General features: G+C 62.8%; 17 protein-coding genes and 1 pseudogene. 7 read left to right on the top strand and 11 right to left on the bottom strand.

From position 1 onward, the window contains the following. Positions 1–23: 23 nt before the first annotated feature. The 6 genes and pseudogenes from xth to ACI3KQ_RS01085 all read right to left on the bottom strand — a co-directional run bounded on the left by xth (position 24) and on the right by ACI3KQ_RS01085 (position 5,381). Positions 24–797: an exodeoxyribonuclease III gene (xth, locus tag ACI3KQ_RS01060; protein ID WP_404953915.1), complete on the bottom strand. Its 774-nt coding sequence runs from the start codon at positions 795–797 to the stop codon at positions 24–26. 66 nt (positions 798–863) lie between these two features. Beyond that, entirely contained in the window at positions 864–1,190 is a 327-nt protein-coding gene (erpA, locus tag ACI3KQ_RS01065; protein ID WP_167301779.1) for an iron-sulfur cluster insertion protein ErpA, read from the bottom strand. An 83-nt stretch (positions 1,191–1,273) separates the two neighbouring features. Further along, complete coding sequence (locus ACI3KQ_RS01070) at positions 1,274–1,996, bottom strand: M23 family metallopeptidase (RefSeq protein WP_404953917.1); 723 nt, start codon at positions 1,994–1,996, stop codon at positions 1,274–1,276. Between the two features lie 103 nt (positions 1,997–2,099). Continuing rightward, positions 2,100–2,225: pseudogene (locus tag ACI3KQ_RS01075) on the bottom strand (DUF455 domain-containing protein); the annotation flags it as partial. Positions 2,226–2,232: 7 nt separating this feature from the next. Next, positions 2,233–2,694 carry a peroxiredoxin gene (locus tag ACI3KQ_RS01080; RefSeq protein WP_404954074.1) on the bottom strand — a complete coding sequence of 154 codons (462 nt, stop codon included), beginning with the start codon at positions 2,692–2,694 and terminating at the stop codon, positions 2,233–2,235. A 2-nt stretch (positions 2,695–2,696) separates the two neighbouring features. Further along, complete coding sequence (locus ACI3KQ_RS01085) at positions 2,697–5,381, bottom strand: bifunctional [glutamine synthetase] adenylyltransferase/[glutamine synthetase]-adenylyl-L-tyrosine phosphorylase (RefSeq protein WP_404953919.1); 2,685 nt, start codon at positions 5,379–5,381, stop codon at positions 2,697–2,699. Between the two features lie 129 nt (positions 5,382–5,510). Here ACI3KQ_RS01085 and ACI3KQ_RS01090 point away from each other — a divergent pair, with 129 nt between their 5' ends. Beyond that, entirely contained in the window at positions 5,511–5,660 is a 150-nt protein-coding gene (locus ACI3KQ_RS01090) for a hypothetical protein (RefSeq protein ID WP_404953921.1), read from the top strand. A gap of 33 nt (positions 5,661–5,693) precedes the next feature. Here ACI3KQ_RS01090 and ACI3KQ_RS01095 read toward each other — a convergent pair whose 3' ends face one another. Beyond that, positions 5,694–6,566, bottom strand: a complete 873-nt coding sequence (locus ACI3KQ_RS01095; RefSeq protein ID WP_404953923.1) for a neutral zinc metallopeptidase — start codon at positions 6,564–6,566, stop codon at positions 5,694–5,696. 142 nt (positions 6,567–6,708) lie between these two features. Here ACI3KQ_RS01095 and ACI3KQ_RS01100 point away from each other — a divergent pair, with 142 nt between their 5' ends. From ACI3KQ_RS01100 to ACI3KQ_RS01115, 4 genes are all read left to right on the top strand, one after another. Beyond that, positions 6,709–7,887: a DUF3734 domain-containing protein gene (locus ACI3KQ_RS01100; RefSeq protein ID WP_404953925.1), complete on the top strand. Its 1,179-nt coding sequence runs from the start codon at positions 6,709–6,711 to the stop codon at positions 7,885–7,887. Then, complete coding sequence (locus ACI3KQ_RS01105) at positions 7,884–8,675, top strand: 3-hydroxybutyrate dehydrogenase (RefSeq protein WP_404953927.1); 792 nt, start codon at positions 7,884–7,886, stop codon at positions 8,673–8,675. Before ACI3KQ_RS01100 ends, ACI3KQ_RS01105 begins: the two co-directional genes overlap by 4 nt. A gap of 187 nt (positions 8,676–8,862) precedes the next feature. Next, entirely contained in the window at positions 8,863–9,417 is a 555-nt protein-coding gene (locus tag ACI3KQ_RS01110; RefSeq protein ID WP_404953929.1) for an opacity protein, read from the top strand. Between the two features lie 186 nt (positions 9,418–9,603). After that, entirely contained in the window at positions 9,604–10,959 is a 1,356-nt protein-coding gene (locus ACI3KQ_RS01115; protein WP_404953931.1) for an amidohydrolase, read from the top strand. An 88-nt stretch (positions 10,960–11,047) separates the two neighbouring features. On the opposite strand, the gene ACI3KQ_RS01120 is transcribed toward ACI3KQ_RS01115, so the two are convergent. The 4 genes from ACI3KQ_RS01120 to ACI3KQ_RS01135 form a co-directional block, all read right to left on the bottom strand. After that, a complete protein-coding gene (locus ACI3KQ_RS01120) occupies positions 11,048–12,040 on the bottom strand; it encodes a nucleotidyltransferase family protein (protein WP_404953933.1) in 993 nt (330 codons plus the stop codon). Next, positions 12,037–12,900: an HprK-related kinase A gene (locus tag ACI3KQ_RS01125; RefSeq protein WP_404953935.1), complete on the bottom strand. Its 864-nt coding sequence runs from the start codon at positions 12,898–12,900 to the stop codon at positions 12,037–12,039. The genes ACI3KQ_RS01120 and ACI3KQ_RS01125 overlap by 4 nt, the downstream gene beginning before the upstream one ends. Next, a complete protein-coding gene (locus ACI3KQ_RS01130; RefSeq protein WP_404953936.1) occupies positions 12,897–13,184 on the bottom strand; it encodes an HPr-rel-A system PqqD family peptide chaperone in 288 nt (95 codons plus the stop codon). Before ACI3KQ_RS01130 ends, ACI3KQ_RS01125 begins: the two co-directional genes overlap by 4 nt. Positions 13,185–13,245: 61 nt before the next feature. Next, the gene (locus ACI3KQ_RS01135) at positions 13,246–13,671 is read right to left on the bottom strand and encodes a hypothetical protein (RefSeq protein WP_404953938.1); all 426 of its coding nucleotides are present in this window, start codon (positions 13,669–13,671) and stop codon (positions 13,246–13,248) included. A 98-nt stretch (positions 13,672–13,769) separates the two neighbouring features. Here ACI3KQ_RS01135 and ACI3KQ_RS01140 point away from each other — a divergent pair, with 98 nt between their 5' ends. Then, positions 13,770–15,041 carry an ATP-binding protein gene (locus ACI3KQ_RS01140; RefSeq protein WP_404953940.1) on the top strand — a complete coding sequence of 424 codons (1,272 nt, stop codon included), beginning with the start codon at positions 13,770–13,772 and terminating at the stop codon, positions 15,039–15,041. 131 nt (positions 15,042–15,172) lie between these two features. Further along, the gene (locus ACI3KQ_RS01145) at positions 15,173–16,231 is read left to right on the top strand and encodes a substrate-binding domain-containing protein (protein ID WP_404953942.1); all 1,059 of its coding nucleotides are present in this window, start codon (positions 15,173–15,175) and stop codon (positions 16,229–16,231) included. The last annotated feature ends 6 nt before the right edge of the window (positions 16,232–16,237 follow it).

Genomic DNA, 16,237 nt, shown 5'->3' on the forward strand with positions numbered 1-16,237 from the left:
GGTCGAACTGGCGCCCGAACAGGCTACTCCGCCAATTCCACCCAGGTCGGTGCATGATCGCTGGCCTTTTCCCTGCCGCGAAAGTCCTTGTCGACCTGCGCATCGATCAGGCGGTCGGCGGCGGCCGGACTCAACAGCAGATGGTCGATCCTGAAGCCCGCATCACGCGGCCATGCGTTCATCTGATAATCCCAGAACGTCCACACGCCGCCAGCCGGATGCTTGCTGACGATCGCATCCGTCCAGCCATCGCCCAATATGCGGCGATAGGCAGCGCGGCTTTCCGGCTGCATCAGCGCGTCGTCGGCCATCGCCTTGACCGAATAGACATCCTTGTCGCGCGGGATCACATTATAATCCCCCGCAAGGATGGCGGGCACCTCTTCGGCCCAGATCTGCCGGGCGCGGTCACGCAACCGCTTCATCCACCGCAGCTTGTAGTCGAATTTCGGGCCGGGCTGCGGATTGCCGTTTGGCAGGTAGATGCTGGCGACCCGCACGCCCTTCACATCGGCTTCGATATAGCGGCTATGTTCGTCCTCTGGCTCGCCGTCCAGGCCGCGACGAACTTCCACCGGCGTTTCGCCCCGCGCCAGAATGGCAACGCCGTTAAATCCCTTCTGCCCGTGCCAGATCACCCCATAGCCCGCATCTTCGATATCCTTCGCCGGGAAGGTTTCGTCGGACGTCTTTATTTCCTGAAGGCAGGCGATGTCCGGCTGCGTCTCGTTCAACCACTCGATCAGGCGCGGCAGCCGCGCCTTGATGCCGTTGATATTGTAAGTGGCGATGCGCATGGGACAGCTTCTCCTGACGCACTTCCCTAAAAGGAGGAGCGTCGCTTCGACAAGGGCGAGCGTCGATTAAATCGAAAAGCTGGACCCGCAACCGCAACCTGCGGTCGCATTGGGATTGGTCACCTTGAACGCCGCGCCGCCCAGGTCGGATACGAAATCCACCGCCGCTCCGCGCACCAGGTCCAGGCTGACATCATCCACGACCAGCGTGACCCCGTCCCGTTCCACGCTGATATCGTCAGCCTCGACCGTATCGGCCAGTCCGAAACGATATTGGAAACCCGAACAACCGCCGCCTTCCACCGCCAGCCGCAGGATAGCGGGCTTGCCCTGCTTGGTGGCAATCGCCGCAACGCGGGCAGCGGCGGAAGGAGTAAGATCAATGTCGGCCATGGCGTATAGATAGGGTCAAGCAAAAGGCCCGGCAAGCCATGACGCGCCGGGCCTTTCGAAAGCATGTGAAGAAAGGCGCCGGATCAGTCGGCTGCACGTTCCTGAATCTTGGTCGGGCCGCCCATCGCAATCGGCGGCTTGGTGTTCATCGCCACCAGATAATCGGGTCCTGCGACGAAGGGGATCGGGTTGATCGCCTGACCATCGACCCGCACTTCGTAATGAAGGTGGCTGCCGGTCGACCGGCCGGTCGAACCCATCAGGCCGATCAGCTGGCCGCGACGCACATAGCTGTTTGCCGCAACGATCAGCTTCGACATATGACCGTAGCGCGTTTCCATACCGCTGCCGTGCGAAATCTGGACCAGATTGCCGTAGCCGCTGGCCCATCCGGCGCGGCTGACGATGCCGTCGGCGGTCGCGTAAATCGGCGTTCCCACCGGGCCGGGGATATCGACGCCCTTGTGCATCCGCGTGCGGCCATTGAACGGATCGGACCGGGCACCGAAGTTGGACGTCAGCGAAAGCTTTTCAACCGGACGGCCCGACGGAATATAATTGGCTTGCTTCGCTTCGCCATCAAGGCGCTGCAGGCTGGAGAACAGATTGGAAAAACCCACGTCTGCCGGGCCAAGCGGGCTGGCGTTGATTTCGGAGGCATCGCCGTAAGGATCATCCTCGACGCTCTTGGCCTGAACCGGAGCGGTAGCGCACAGCATGCCTGCGAGACCTGCCGTTCCCATGATTTTGAAAGCGGACCGGAACCATAGCGCCCGGCGCGCATTGACCAAATATCGAACCAACATTGCGACCCCGACTATCCACCGAAGGCTGTAGCCTTTCGGTGCTCCCCGTGTGACCAAATGCGACCTGAGCCGCCCCCGTGCATTTAAAAGGCCAAATTGCGGCTCATTGTGCAAGCGCTCCGTAATATTCCAGCGTTAGACCGGCTTGTCGACGCGCTGAGTCGTTGAATGGTGGTTTCAGGCCGCCTCGAAAATGGCGTTTTACAAGCATTTGGTAACTATTGGCGGGCGCAGGCTCAAAGCCCCTTCGCTGCCTCCAGCACTTCGGCGGCATGACCCTTCACCTTCACCTTGGGCCAGACCCGCACCGCTTTGCCGCTGGCGTCGAACAAGAACGTCGCGCGCGCGATTCCCATATAGTTGCGGCCATAAAGCGACTTTTCGACCCATGTGCCAAAGGCTTCGCAGGCGTCGCCCGGTTCGTCGGACGCGAGCGAGACGGTCAGGCCATATTTGTCGGCGAATTTCTTGAGCTTGGCGGGTTTGTCCTTCGATATGCCGACGACGGGCACACCGATCCTGGCGAAATCGCCTGCCAGTTCGGTGAAATCCTTCGCTTCACTGGTGCAGCCGGGCGTATCCGCCTTGGGATAGAAATAGACGGCCACAGGCGCACCTTTATAGCGCGCCAGGTTGAAATCAGCGCCTTCGGCATCCTTGAGCGCCACGTCGGGCAGGGCATCCCCGGCTTCCAGCATCGTCATTCCTCCTCAAAGCGCGCGGCCACCGCCGCCCAGGCATCGCGCACGCCTTGCCGGGCCTTGGCATAGCTTTCAAGCAGCGCATCCCAACTTTCCACGCCGCATGCCCGCGCGACCACGGGACGCGTCGCCTCCGGCGGCTCGGTCGATCCGGGGGAAACCAGCCGCGATACGACCAGAAAGCGCGTGATCAGGTCATGGGCCTCAACCAGTCCGGCGGGCAGATGGCCTGCCGCCACCAACTGCGCCAACGCCGCCCCAAGGTCGGGGTCGAACGCCATATTATGCTGAAACTGCGTGACATGGATCAGGAACTCCAGATCGACCAGCCCGCCCGGCACCAGCTTGACGTCCAGTTCGCTCGACGGCGGCTTATGCTTGGCGATGTCGCTGCGCATCTTCACGGCGCCGCGGGCCAGTTCGTCAGGGTCGCGAGGCCGTTCCAGCGTTTCGGCAAGGATCGCGCTCAACGCCGCCCGTCCTTCGTCCGATCCAAAGACAGGCCGCGCCCGCGTCAGCGCCAGATGCTCCCACGCCCAGGCTTCTTCCCGCTGATAACGGGCAAAACTGTCCAGGCTGACCGCCAATAATCCCTGCGCGCCGGATGGGCGAAGCCGCGTGTCCACCTCATACAACCGTCCGGCGGCGGTCTGCACCGACAGCGCATTGGTGATGCGCTGGCCCAGCCGATTGAAATATTGCGTTGCGCCCAGCGGCTTTGCCCCATCCGATTCCGTCTGGAAATCGCCGGTGAACAGAAACACCAGGTCCAGATCGGACGCGTGGGTCAGCACGCCTCCGCCCAATCGGCCCAGCGCCAATATCAGCATTTCGCCGCCCGGCACCTTGCCATGCGCAGCCTCGAATTCCGTAACGGTTGCACCGGCCAGCGCTTCGATCGCCGCCTCCGCCACGCGGGAATAGCCCTGCCCGGCCTCCAGCGGATCGCCGCCCCGGATGATCTGAGCGCCCAAGGCAAAGCGGCGATCGTTCACTCGCTGGCGCACACGGTCCAGCAGTTCCTGATAATCCTCCCCCGCTTCCAGCTGGGCGAACTGATTGGCGAGCACCGCCACTGAAGGGGGCGGGTCGAATGCGGACGTGTCGATCAGCCCGTCGAGCAATTCAGCCCGCCGTCCCAGCGCATCGGCCAATGTCGGGGCGTGGCTCAAAAGCTCCGCCAGCAAACCGACCAGCCCCGGTCGCGCCGCCAGCAGCTTGAAGAAATTGATCGCGCTTGGCAGCCGTCCGATCATGTCGTCCAGCCGGTTGAGCGCCCGCCCGCTGTCGGGCGCCTGGGCCAGCGCGCGCATCAGCCCCGGCAGCAAATCTTCCAGCGCCTCGCGCGAAGGTCCGCTCCTCAGCGCCCGTATCGTGCCGCTGCGCCAGCGGGCGATCCGCGCCACGGGAGTCTGCGGATCGGCAAAGCCCATCTCCACCAACTGCGCCGTCAGCCGCTCCTCATCATGCGACAGGGCCTCATCCTTGGTCGCGGGGGTCAGCTTGTCATAATTGCGCCCCACCCATTCGACATGCGGTCGCAGCAGGTCCAGCAGCGCCGCGCCATCCGCAACGCCGTGCAGCCGCGCGATATTGTCCATCGCCTGGCCTGTCTTGGGCAATTCATGCGTCTGGCGGTCCTCCACCATCTGCAGCCGATGCTCGACGGTTCGGAACAGCACATAGGCGTCATCCAGCCGCTGGGCGTCATCCTGCTCCAACACCCCTGCTCCGGTCAGTGCACGCAGAGCCTCACGCGTATTGCCGGACCGTAACGCCGGGTCGCGCCCGCCATGGATCAGTTGATGCACCTGCGCGAAAAATTCCACTTCCCTGATGCCGCCCCGACCGCGCTTCAGGTCATAGCCCGGACCAAAGGCCTGCCCTTGCGCATAATGGTCGCGAATCCGGCGCGAAATATCGACAATCGCGTCGATCGCGCCGAAATCCAGGCTCCGCCGCCAGACGAAGGGCCGGATCTGCTGCATGAAATAATCGCCCAGCGCCAGATCGCCTGCCGCCGGACGGGCGCGGATGAAGGCCGCCTGCTCCCACCCCACCGCCGTGGATTCATAATAGCCGATCGCCGCTTCGACCGGCAACGCAATGGGGGTCGCTTCCGGCGAGGGCCGCAGGCGCAGGTCGACGCGAAACACATAGCCATCGCCATCGCGGGCGTTCAGCAGTTCACTGACCCGCCGCCCAATCCTGACCGCCGCATCCGCCACATCTTCCCGATCGCCATGGGGCAAGCGGGTGGGATCGTAGAGGAGGATCGGGTCGATGTCGGACGAATAGTTAAGCTCGCGGCTGCCATGCTTGCCCAGCGCCAGGACGACAAAGCCTTCCGCCGCGGCGTCGGGATAACGTTCGGCAAAGGCCGTCGCCAGCGCTTCCTCCAGCGCCTGGTCGGCAAAGTCGGACAAGGTGCGCGTCACCCGATCCAGGTCCCAGGCGCCCGACAGGTCGGCGGCAGCGGTCACCAGCGCCAACGCGCCCTTGCGTCGCCGCAGCGACCGGGCAACGCCATCGCCTTCGTCCGCGACCCCGTGCACCGCCGTCAACGCCGCGTCGAAATCACCCGCCGCCAGCAGATCGACCAGCGCTGGAAAACGGTCCATCTGCCGGGAAAGAAAAGGCGAATGCCCCTGCATCCGCGCTGCCACCGCCGTCCAATCCGTCACTCGCGTCTCTCCCACCGGTCCGTCCGCTATTGCGCCACCTCAATAGGAACGCCAGCAACTTTTCCCAATCCCGGCCGTTATATAGGCATGGAAATGCCACGGAAATCGTTGAGAGGGTCGACGGAGGAAGTGAATTCTTCCGGCCGTTCCGTCATGACGGTCGGGTTGCCGCAACCTTATGAGGGTGTAGGCAATGCGCTACGTGCGACTTTCGCCGCGCGCCGCGATAATGTGCCCGATGACATGATGGACCTGCTCAGGAAGCTGGACTGCCACTAACCGGGCAAACGTCCACCTTTCGCTCCCGCCACGCTAGCGGGAAAATGTGTCGCATTGGGCAGGATCACCGCTTTCCAGACCCTTGTTCAACCATTGCATGCGTTCGGTGCTGCTCCCGTGCGTGAAGCTTTCAGGCACCGGGCGGCGTCCTGCGGCCTTTTGCAGCGTATCGTCGCCGATCGCCTGCGCCGCGGTCATGCCTTCTTCCAGATCGCCTGCTTCCATCAGGCCGGTGCGCTTCGCCCACACGCCCGCATAGCAATCGGCCTGCAATTCCACCTGCACCTGCAACGCATTGCCTTCCGCTTCGCTTACCGCGCGCTGGCGCTGGTTCACCTGGGCCAGCGTGCCTTGCAGGTCCTGCACGTGATGACCGACCTCATGCGCGATGACATAGGCCTGCGCGAAATCCCCTGGCGCGCCAAAGCGCTGTCGCAGTTCGGTGAAGAAATCGGTGTCCAGATAGACCTTCTGATCGTTGGGGCAGTAAAATGGCCCCATGGCGCTTTGCGCCGCGCCGCAGCCTGATGACCCGCTTTGCGAATAGAAGGACAGCACGGTCGGCCGATATTGCTGGCCCGCCTCACTATATATTTGCCCCCACACGCGCTCGGTCGATCCCAGTACCCGCAGGGACCAACGCTGGATGTCGGTCAATTTCTGCGGGTCGCGGCTGACGGATGCATTTTGCTGGACCGGCCCGCCTCCGCCGCTCAGCAGGCTTAAAGGGTTCACGCCCATCACCGCCAATATGATGAGGGCGACGACAATACCGCCACAGCCAAAGCGGCTACCGATGAAAGGCAGCAACATGCCCAGTCCACCACCGATCCCGCCGCCAAATCCCCCCGCGCGACCATCCTGAACCTCGAAGTTCGAGCTTTCCCGTTCATCGTCCAGCCGCATGTCGTCCTCCCTGATCCCGCCCTAGCTAGCCGTTCTGGCGGAAAGTTGGAACGGCTTCGATACGGGGTTGGTTGCCTGACCGCTCAATAATCGCATGACATCTGTTGGAATGCGGCTGACATTGTTTATATTGCACTGCGACATGGCCGAGATTGATCCCCCCATCCGCCGGCGCGGCAGCACGCCTCTCCCCCTGCCTAGCGAAGTCGCCCTGTTGTTGCAGGGTGGCGGTGCGCTGGGTTCGTTCCAGGCGGGCGTCTATGAACGGCTCGACCTTCTGGGCATCGATATCAGCTGGGTCGCGGGCATTTCCATCGGCGCGGTCAATGCCGCGATCATCGCGGGCAACCTTCCGCACCGGCGGATCAGCCGGTTGAAGAAATTCTGGCTGACAGTGTCGGGCGGGATGCCCAATGTGGTTCTGCCGGAAATCGACCATATTCGGGAAGCTGCTCATCTGATGGCGGCGGGCGCGGTGGCGACCTTTGGCGTGCCCGGCATGTTCCGTCCCCGCCTTTGGCCGTCGATGCTGATGCCGGAAGGTTCGCCGGGAGCAATCAGTTTCTACGACAGCGCGCCGCTTAAGGACACGTTGAACGCCTGCATCGACTGGGACCTTCTGAACGACGGCCCTGTTCGCCTATCGGTGGGCGCGGTGGATGTGGAAAGCGGCAACTTCGCCTATTGGGACACGCGCGGGCCGAATGGGAAAACCCGCATCGACGCCCGCCACATCATGGCGTCCGGCGCGCTGCCGCCCGGCCTTCCACCCGTTGAGATCGATGGCCGCTGGTATTGGGATGGCGGCATTGTGTCGAACACGCCGCTGGCGCATGTGCTGGATCATCAGGTCGAGGACATGCTCGTCTTCCAGGTGGACCTCTTTCCCGCAGAAGGCCCCAAGCCGCAGCAGATGACCGACGTCTATTCGCGGACGAAGGACATTCAATATTCCAGCCGCACGCGCCAGGTGACCGACCAGTATCTGCGCCTGCGCCGCGAACATCGCGCCATTGCCGCGCTGCTCGAAAAGCTGCCGCCGGACCTTAAGGACGATCCTGATGCGGTCCGCCTGCGTCAGTGCCTGGATCGGGGTTCGGTCAACATCGTCCACCTGATCTATCGCAGCCGCGCTTGGGAAAGCGGCGCTCGCGACTTCGAATTTTCGCGCGCGACGATGCTCGACCACTGGAGCCAGGGGCGGGACGCGGTGCAGGAAGTCATGCACAAGGGCGACTTGATCGCGCGCAACATATTGAACGGGAAAAGCGCCACCTTCGACCTCGACGCGCCCGATCATCTCAAGGAGAAGAATGCATGACCAAGTCCCTCGCCGGAAAGACCGCCCTCATCACGGGTTCCACGTCCGGCATTGGACTTGCCTATGCAAAGCTGCTGGCTGAACAGGGCGCCAACATCGTCATCAACGGCTTTGGCGACCCCGCCGCCATCGAACAGGAACGGCAAGCGCTGGAGCGGGTGAGCGGGGCCAAGGCGCTGTACAGCGGCCATGACCTCACCAAGCCAGCCGAAATCGAAGCGATGATGAAAGAAGCCGCCAGCACATTCGGCGGCGTCGATATCCTGATCAACAACGCCGGGATGCAGCATGTCGCCCCGATCGAAGATTTTCCCGTGGAAAAATGGGACCTGATCATCGCGCTCAACCTGACCAGCGCATTTCACACCTCCCGTCTGGCCGTGCCATATATGAAGGCGCAAAAATGGGGCCGCATCATCCAGACCGCGAGCGCCCATTCGCTGACGGCGTCCCCGTTCAAAAGCGCTTATGTGACCGCCAAACATGGCCTGACCGGCCTGACCAAGACGCTGGCGCTGGAGCTTGCGACCTTTGGCATCACCGCCAACTGCATTTCACCCGGCTATGTCTGGACCCCGCTGGTCGAAAATCAGATCCCCGACACGATGAAGGCGCGGAACATGACGCGCGAGCAAGTGATGAACGACGTGCTGCTTGCGGGTCAGCCGACCAAGCAATTCGTGACGGTCGACCAGGTGGCGGCCATGGCCCTGTTCCTGTGCAGCGATGCGGCCGCCAATATCACGGGCGCGAACATGACCATCGATGGCGGCTGGACCGCTCAATAAAGCGCGCGCCGCCGGCATTTTGCGGCGGCGCACCATTCACACCTCGCGCCGTTTCGTCGCCTGTTTTCGTTGTGGCAAATTTATCACGGTTCGAACCATTTGTTTTATCGCGGGAAACCATCCCTCCCGCGCTCGGTTCTCCCTCCCGACGCTTTCATATTTTGAAGCAGACAAAAGGGAGTTACCCATGAAGAAGTTTCTTTTCGCAGCCGCAATGATGGCGGCTCTTCCGTCCGTTGCCCATGCTCAGGAAGAAACCGCGCCTGACGGCACCCCCGCATTCGGCGTCGAACCCTATGTCGGCGTCCTGGGTGGCTGGCACAGTTTCGACCGCCGGTCGGAATTTGGCAGCGTGCCCGGCGAAACCATCATGAGCGGCGCGATCGTCAGCGGCGTTGCGGGCGTTAACGTGCCGCTCGGCCCTGTCTTCGTCGGTGTCGAAGGCAATGTTACAAAAGGTTGGGCCGACATCGATTGGGAATATGGCGTGAAGGGCCGCTTCGGTGCCCGTGCAGGCGACAGCGGCATGATCTTCGCGTCGGCTGGCTATCAGTGGGTTGAAGGCAAGCAGGGCTGGCCGAACCGCAAGGACTGGATGTACGGCGTCGGCGTTGAAGTCGGCCCCAAGGATATCGGCCTGGGCGGCATCACCGGCAACAGCGGCATTCGCCTGCGGTTCCAGACCGAAACCTATGATTTCGACAGCTTCCGCCCGACGGCAGGTGTGATTTTCCACTTCTGATCACTCCCATAGCGATCAGGGGAAGGCGTCCGTCTCACGACGGGCGCCTTCTTTTTTGGCATGATGCCAAGGCAGGGTGGCTTGGGCGGATATTATGGTTTGCCGAAACCGCGACGGGGCGAAATCCCTTAAGTTCCCGCGCATATGACCTTATGCTGCTCCCCGAAGAAACGGAGCTTTTTAATCATGCGCCACGCGTTGACGGCCCTGGTCGCGGCCTCCAGCCTTTCATCTCCGTCCGTGGCGCAGACTTCGCCGACGGGCGCGGTGGACGCGTCCGCCCGACCTAATGAAATCGCCGCGACTATTGCCAGCGACATGGACGGGCTGATGTCCCTCTATCGCGACCTGCACGCCAACCCCGAACTGTCCGAACAGGAAAGCGCCACCGCGGCGAAACTCGCCCGACGGCTGAAGGCGATGAAATTCGACGTGACGGAAAAGGTCGGCGGCACCGGCGTCGTCGCCGTCATGAAGAATGGTAGCGGGCCAGTGCTTCTGATCCGCGCCGACATGGACGGCCTGCCCGTCACCGAACAGACCGGCCTGCCCTTCGCTTCGAAGGTCAGGACAAAGACTGCTGAAGGCGTGGAAACGGGCGTCATGCATGCGTGCGGCCATGACACGCACATGACCGCCTTCATCGAAACCGCCCGCCTCCTGTCATCGATGAAGAACCGTTGGAAAGGCACGCTGGTCATGATCCTCCAGCCTGCGGAGGAAGTGGGCCGGGGTGCACGGCTGATGCTGGAAGATGGCCTCTACACGCGCTTCCCGCGCCCGACCCACGCCCTGGCCTTTCACGATGCCGCCAATCTGGAAGCGGGCAAGATCGGCTATACGCCGGGCTACGCGCTCGCCAATGTCGATAGCGTCGACATATTGGTGCGCGGCACGGGCGGGCATGGCGCTTATCCGCAAACCGCGCGCGATCCCATCGTGCTGGGCGCGCGAATCGTGTCGTCGCTCCAGACGTTGGTCAGCCGGGAACAGGACCCGCTGGACCCTGCTGTCGTGACCGTCGGCAGCTTCATGGGCGGGGCCAAGCACAATATCATCCCCGATGAAGCGAAGCTGCTACTCACCGTGCGAAGCTATTCGGATGACACCCGTGAAAAGCTGATCCGGGGCATAGAACGCATCGCGCGCGGCGAAGCGATTGCGGCGGGCATGCCCGACGACCGGATGCCCGTGGTCACGGTGAAGGATGAATTCACCCCCGCTGCCTATAATCCGCCCGCCTTCGCCAATCAGATGGCGGACAGGCTAAAGGCGCATTTCCCCGACGGCGCGGTGATGGAGGTGAAATCTTCCATGGGTGGCGAGGATTTCGGCCGCTATTACCGCGCCGACAAAAGCATCAACAGCTTCATTTTCTGGGTCGGCGGCGTCCCTGCGGACCAGATGGCCCAGGCCGCCGCTGGTCAGGCCACCCTTCCGTCCCTGCACAGCCCCTTCTGGGCGCCGCAAGCCGACAAGGTCATCGCCACCGCCAGCGAAGCCATGACCGTGCTGGCCCTGGACATATTGAAGCGGGATTGAAGCCTCCCATCCTCCCCTGTCGGCATGGGGAGGGGGACCGCCAAGGGCGGTGGAGAGAAAACATGCACAGGCGTTCCTCTTCCCACCCTTAAACCGGTCGATGCCCCTTGCGCCATTTGGTCAGCAGATGCCGTGCCAGCATCAGCGGCGGCATCCGCAGCCAGTGCGACCGCAGGTAAAATCCGAAACGCAGCAGCTTGTCCGTTTCCCGTCCCCAGCCATCCCGCGCCAGCAGCCGTCGGATGACAAGGCGATCCCATATGCCCACGCGCTCCCGGCCCGTGCCGTAAAGCCTGTCGGCCAGTCGCCGCGCCTGCCGCACATGCGCGGCGATTCCATGCCGCTCCGCACGGGCGACCAACTTGGCCTGATCGGCATCGGGCAACAGGCAGTGAATGTCCCAAAGGTTGCGCAATCCTCCCGCCAGATCGCCGTCCGCCAGCAAATGCGCCACCGCATGACAGACCCGGTCTTCAGCGGACAGAATATATAATCGTTTGGTAATGGGAACCGCATCCGCCAGCATAGCATCCGCATCGGGTTTTGGCCGAGCGGTCAGCGGCAATATCGTATGATGCACGTCGATCATTCGATCGCGGTCGCGATGGATCAACGGCGGCAGTTCATGCATCCATTGCCGATAATAGGCGTCGTCATAGGGGTCTTCCTTGACCCATTCCCAACCCGCCGCGATCAGGCGCTGCTCAACATCGCCGATAGCCGATCGCGCCACCAATATGTCGAGGTCGCCGATAAAGCGCCCCTCTCCCGCACGCAGCCCAGCCGCGACATAAGCGGTCCCCTTCATCAGCACGACAGGCCCATCGAAATCGGCAAGCGCCAGCGCCGCACGATCAGCTTCCCATAGCGCCTGCCGCGCTTCCCTTTCTGCATCCCCCCGCGCGTCAGCCAGGATCGGCTGCACCGCGTCTGGCCCTACGCCCTCATCAACGCGCAGTGCCAGCGTGCCAATCAATCGCTCCGCGCGCGCCGCGGCGACCAGCGCATTCCATCCCTTCGCATCAAGCGCCGCCACCGACGCGGGATCGCGCAGCGTCCGCACCAGCAAGGCCGCGCTCACGCTTGCTCCTCCCATAGCCGTTCGACCATGGCGATGGCTTCGTCGCCTGACGGGAAGTCAATCGCATGGGCGGGCACATGCTGGACCATCCGGCCAAGCGCCAGAAATCCGGCTTCACCCAGCGCCACATAATTGGTCGATGCCTGCGTCAGCCGCATGAACACTTCCGCCTGCCCAACGGCGCGCGCGTCAGCAATATGTCCGAAGCGCGGGAACAGCAGCAGGGCGGGCTGCCCCCCCACTTCCATGCGATCGATCGCGCCGCCGCGCGGCACCAGATGGCGGATGTCGCCCTTCGCCGTATTGGCCATCAAAGGCCCCATTCGATCAGTCGGCACTTCAGCGGACAGCACGTCAATCGCGCCGTTCTTGAGCGACACCAGCCGGGGAAAGGGAAATATCTGTCCCGTCGTCAGGTCCAGCAGCGCGAACTCATCGCCCATCAACCGCCAGCCTCGTTCGCCCAGTTGCGCGGCCAGCGTGGATTTGCCGGACCCGGATTCGCCGGTCATCACCAGCACGCGCCCGTCCTTTTCGACGCTGGAGGCATGAAGCAGCAGATGCCGCCGCCAGCCGAGCGCCATCTGCAGGTTCATGCCCATTTCCGCGGCCAACAGGCCATGGCGCAGGCTCATGGGCGCGGCTTCGGCCAGGCCATGGTCGCCGGTGATGAAGATCGAGGGCCGCAGCCACTGCCGCAAAGGTCCCGCAGGCTCCAGCCGCACGCTGAAATCGGCAATGCCATCGGGCGACATCGGATAAGCGGCGTATAGGCGCGCAAGATGGTCGATCGGGTCGCGCCAGGCGGACCCGATCCGAAATGTCGCCGGACCGATCTTCAAAGTGATCTGATGCTTCACAGGCGTCGCGCCAGTCCCAACGCCGTCAGTTCGGCCAGATGGGCATCGATCAGGGCGATCACGTCGTTCGCCTCACCCAGTTCATAACGATGCGCCAGCCTGTCATGGACCTCTGCCGCCGTGCTTGGGGCGGCGTCGTCCAAAGCCTCCAATATCTCTGGCACCGGGCTGATCACCATATGCGTCTGGCCCGACGGGCGATGGTACAGCAGGGTGATGTCATCCAGCGCGCAGGCCGCAATCGCGTCGCGTTCTTCCCGGCAATAGTGATATATGGCGGTCACGATCCTGCTTTCGATCCGTGGTGTGTCACCACCGCTCTACAGCAGAGGAGTAAGCAGGTGCCTAACGCGGCATTTGCAATGAAGCAAAGCAGGTAAATCCGCTCGTCCCGGACTGGAGGCGGCGAATATAGTTCAGATAGGCCTGATTCTGTTCATAGCTGGTGCCCGGCAGCGGACGGCCGCGCAGCGCCTGCTTCACCTGCTCACCGGAAAAGCCGCGTCCCGTTCCCGGAAAAGCGCCCGGCGTTCCGGCGGGCACGATTTGCCCGTTGGGGGCGATATAATTGCCCGCCCGCGCCTGATCAGGAACATTGATGGTGCAATTGAGGACCGAAGCCGCCGTGTTGGCCAGCGCCGGACGAATGGAAACGATGGCAGACGCGGCCACCGCCCCGCCCATCAGCAACTGGCGGCGCGACGATGCGCTTGGATCGAAACTTTCCTCCTGGGAAGCATCATTGGAGTGTTCCGGCCCTTGCTCGCTCATATCTTCCTGATCCGCTATCGCCCTTGCCAAACCGTAAAGATTGCACGCTATTACACCAGCCATCGCAGCAAGTGCGGCAGGAATCCAGCTTAGTAACCATGAATCGACTGACAATATCCCAGATCATTGCCTCTCTGGCGGTCTTGCTGCTGGCCACGGGCAGCGTGCTGATGATGGGCGTATCGCCGCTGGCGGTGGCTTTGCCCGCGTTTGCCGGGCTCGCCATTTTGCTGATCGCGTCGCGCGGAGGTTCCTCCATCACGGAGGCTCCGGGGATGGTCGAACCGGCAGAAGCACCGGACATCGCCGCCCACCCCGATTTTTCCAGCCTGCTGGAAGGGATTTCCGACCCGCTGATGTTGATCGATCGCGGCCGGATATTGCGGGCCAACAGCGCGGCCCAGCGGTTGCTGGGCACCCATATTGAAGGAGAGGATGCGCGCATCGCCATCCGTCATCCCGCTGCGGCGGAAAGGCTGGCGAATCAATCGCCCCTGACCGAACCGGAGATGGTGGAGCTGGTCGGACTGGGCACGCGTGAACAACGCTGGCAGATGCGAATCGCGCCGCTGGGCGACCCTGCGCAGGTGCGGCGGCTGGTGCATCTGGCCGATCATAGCGGCGCCTATGCGGCGGAACGGATGCGTGTCGATTTCGTGGCCAATGCCAGCCATGAATTGCGCACGCCCCTTGCGGGCATATTGGGGTTCATCGAAACGTTGGCCGATCCTGATCTTGGCCGCGACACCGAAACCCGCCAACGCTTCCTGAAGATCATGGAGGGCGAAGCGCGCCGGATGCAGCGGCTGATAGAGGACCTCCTGTCCCTTTCCCGGATCGAAGCGGAAAAATATCGCGTGCCCGACAGCGAAGTCGATCTGGCCGAACTGGTCACGGAGGCGGTGAGCGTGTTCCGCGCCAGCCACGACGATCGCGGGCGGGACGTCGAAATGGACGTCGCGTCCACCCCGCCCCCGGTGCAGGGGGACCGGGCGCAGTTGTCGCAGCTGCTCCACAACCTGATCAACAATTCGGTGAAATATGGCCGCCCCGGCACGCCGATCCGCGTCACACTGGACGCGGGACCCAGCGGCATGACGCGCATTTCCGTCGCCGATCAGGGCGAAGGGATCGGCCCTGATCACCTCCACCGACTGACCGAACGTTTCTACCGCGTCGATTCGGGCCGCAGCCGAGCGATGGGGGGCACCGGCCTCGGCCTGGCCATCGTCAAACATATCGTGGAACGGCATCGCGGGCGGCTGGATATCAGCAGCACGCTGGGCAAAGGGACGACCGTGTCCGTCCTGCTGCCGCGCGGCGCTGAAAAGGAAAAAGCCTCTTTGGGTAGTCGTGCAAAAGGCGCATAAAAAACGGCTTTCGGGGTCGATGTCATAAAAATGCAATTGGACTGTCACAAAGGCGCGACGTACCGCGTTTAAGCGCGTCTCCATGAAGGGGGCGGCGAAGCGATCGCGGCCAGGATGATGGAGATTTTCCCGTGAAGCATTTCGCCTTGTTCGCCGCCACGGCTGCGGCTGCATTCACCCTCGCCGGTTGCGGCGACCAGGGCGCTGGCGGCGGCGCTGGCGGCACTCGCGACCAGATTCGCGCAGTCGGCTCCTCGACCGTCTATCCCTTTTCCACAGCGGTCGCCGAACTGTTCGTGCAGGGCAATCCCGGCATGAAGTCGCCGATCATCGAATCGACCGGCACCGGCGGCGGCATCAAGCTGTTCTGCCAGGGCGTCGGCGCTCAATTTCCCGACATCGCCAATGCATCGCGCCGCATGAAGAAGTCCGAATTCGACGATTGCCAGAAGAACGGCGTCAAGGACATCATCGAAGTCCAGATCGGCGTCGACGGCCTTGCCTTTGCCGAGGCAAAGAACGGTCCCGGCCTGAAGCTCACGCCCAAGATCGCCTATGAAGCGCTGGCCGCCAATCCCTATGGCAAGGGTCCGAACAAGGCGCAGACCTGGAAAGATGTGGACCCCAGCCTGCCTGCGGTCGCGATCTCCGTCTTCGGTCCGCCTTCGACCAGCGGCACCCGCGATTCGCTGGCCGAACTCATCCTGACGAAGGGTTGTGAAACCGACCCGGCCATGAAGGCCCTCAAGGAAAAGAATGAGGACGAATTCAAGGCGACCTGCACCCGCGTCCGCGAAGACGGCAAATATGTCGACTCTGGCGAAAACGACAATCTGATCGTGCAAAAACTGGGCGCGAACCCGCAGGCGGTCGGCGTATTCGGCTACAGCTTCCTGGAAGAAAACAAGAGCACGCTGAAGGACGTTCCCATCAATGGCGTCGAAGCGACCTATGAAACAGTTTCGTCCGGCGAATATCCCGGCGCGCGCCCGCTCTACCTCTATGTGAAGAAAGCGCATATGCAGGCCATTCCCGGCCTCCAGGCGTTCCTCAACACATTCGCGGCGAACTGGGACCCCAATGGCGCGCTGACGAAGCGTGGCATGGTCGCCGCGCCGGAGGACGCGCGCAAGGCGGGCGCACAAGCGGTCAAGTCGCTTGAGGCGCTCGACGGTTCGAAGCTGAAATAAGCGGAA

The sequence above is a fragment of the Sphingobium sp. ZW T5_29 genome (genome assembly GCF_044987515.1).
In the GTDB taxonomy this organism is placed as follows: Bacteria; Pseudomonadota; Alphaproteobacteria; order Sphingomonadales; family Sphingomonadaceae; genus Sphingobium.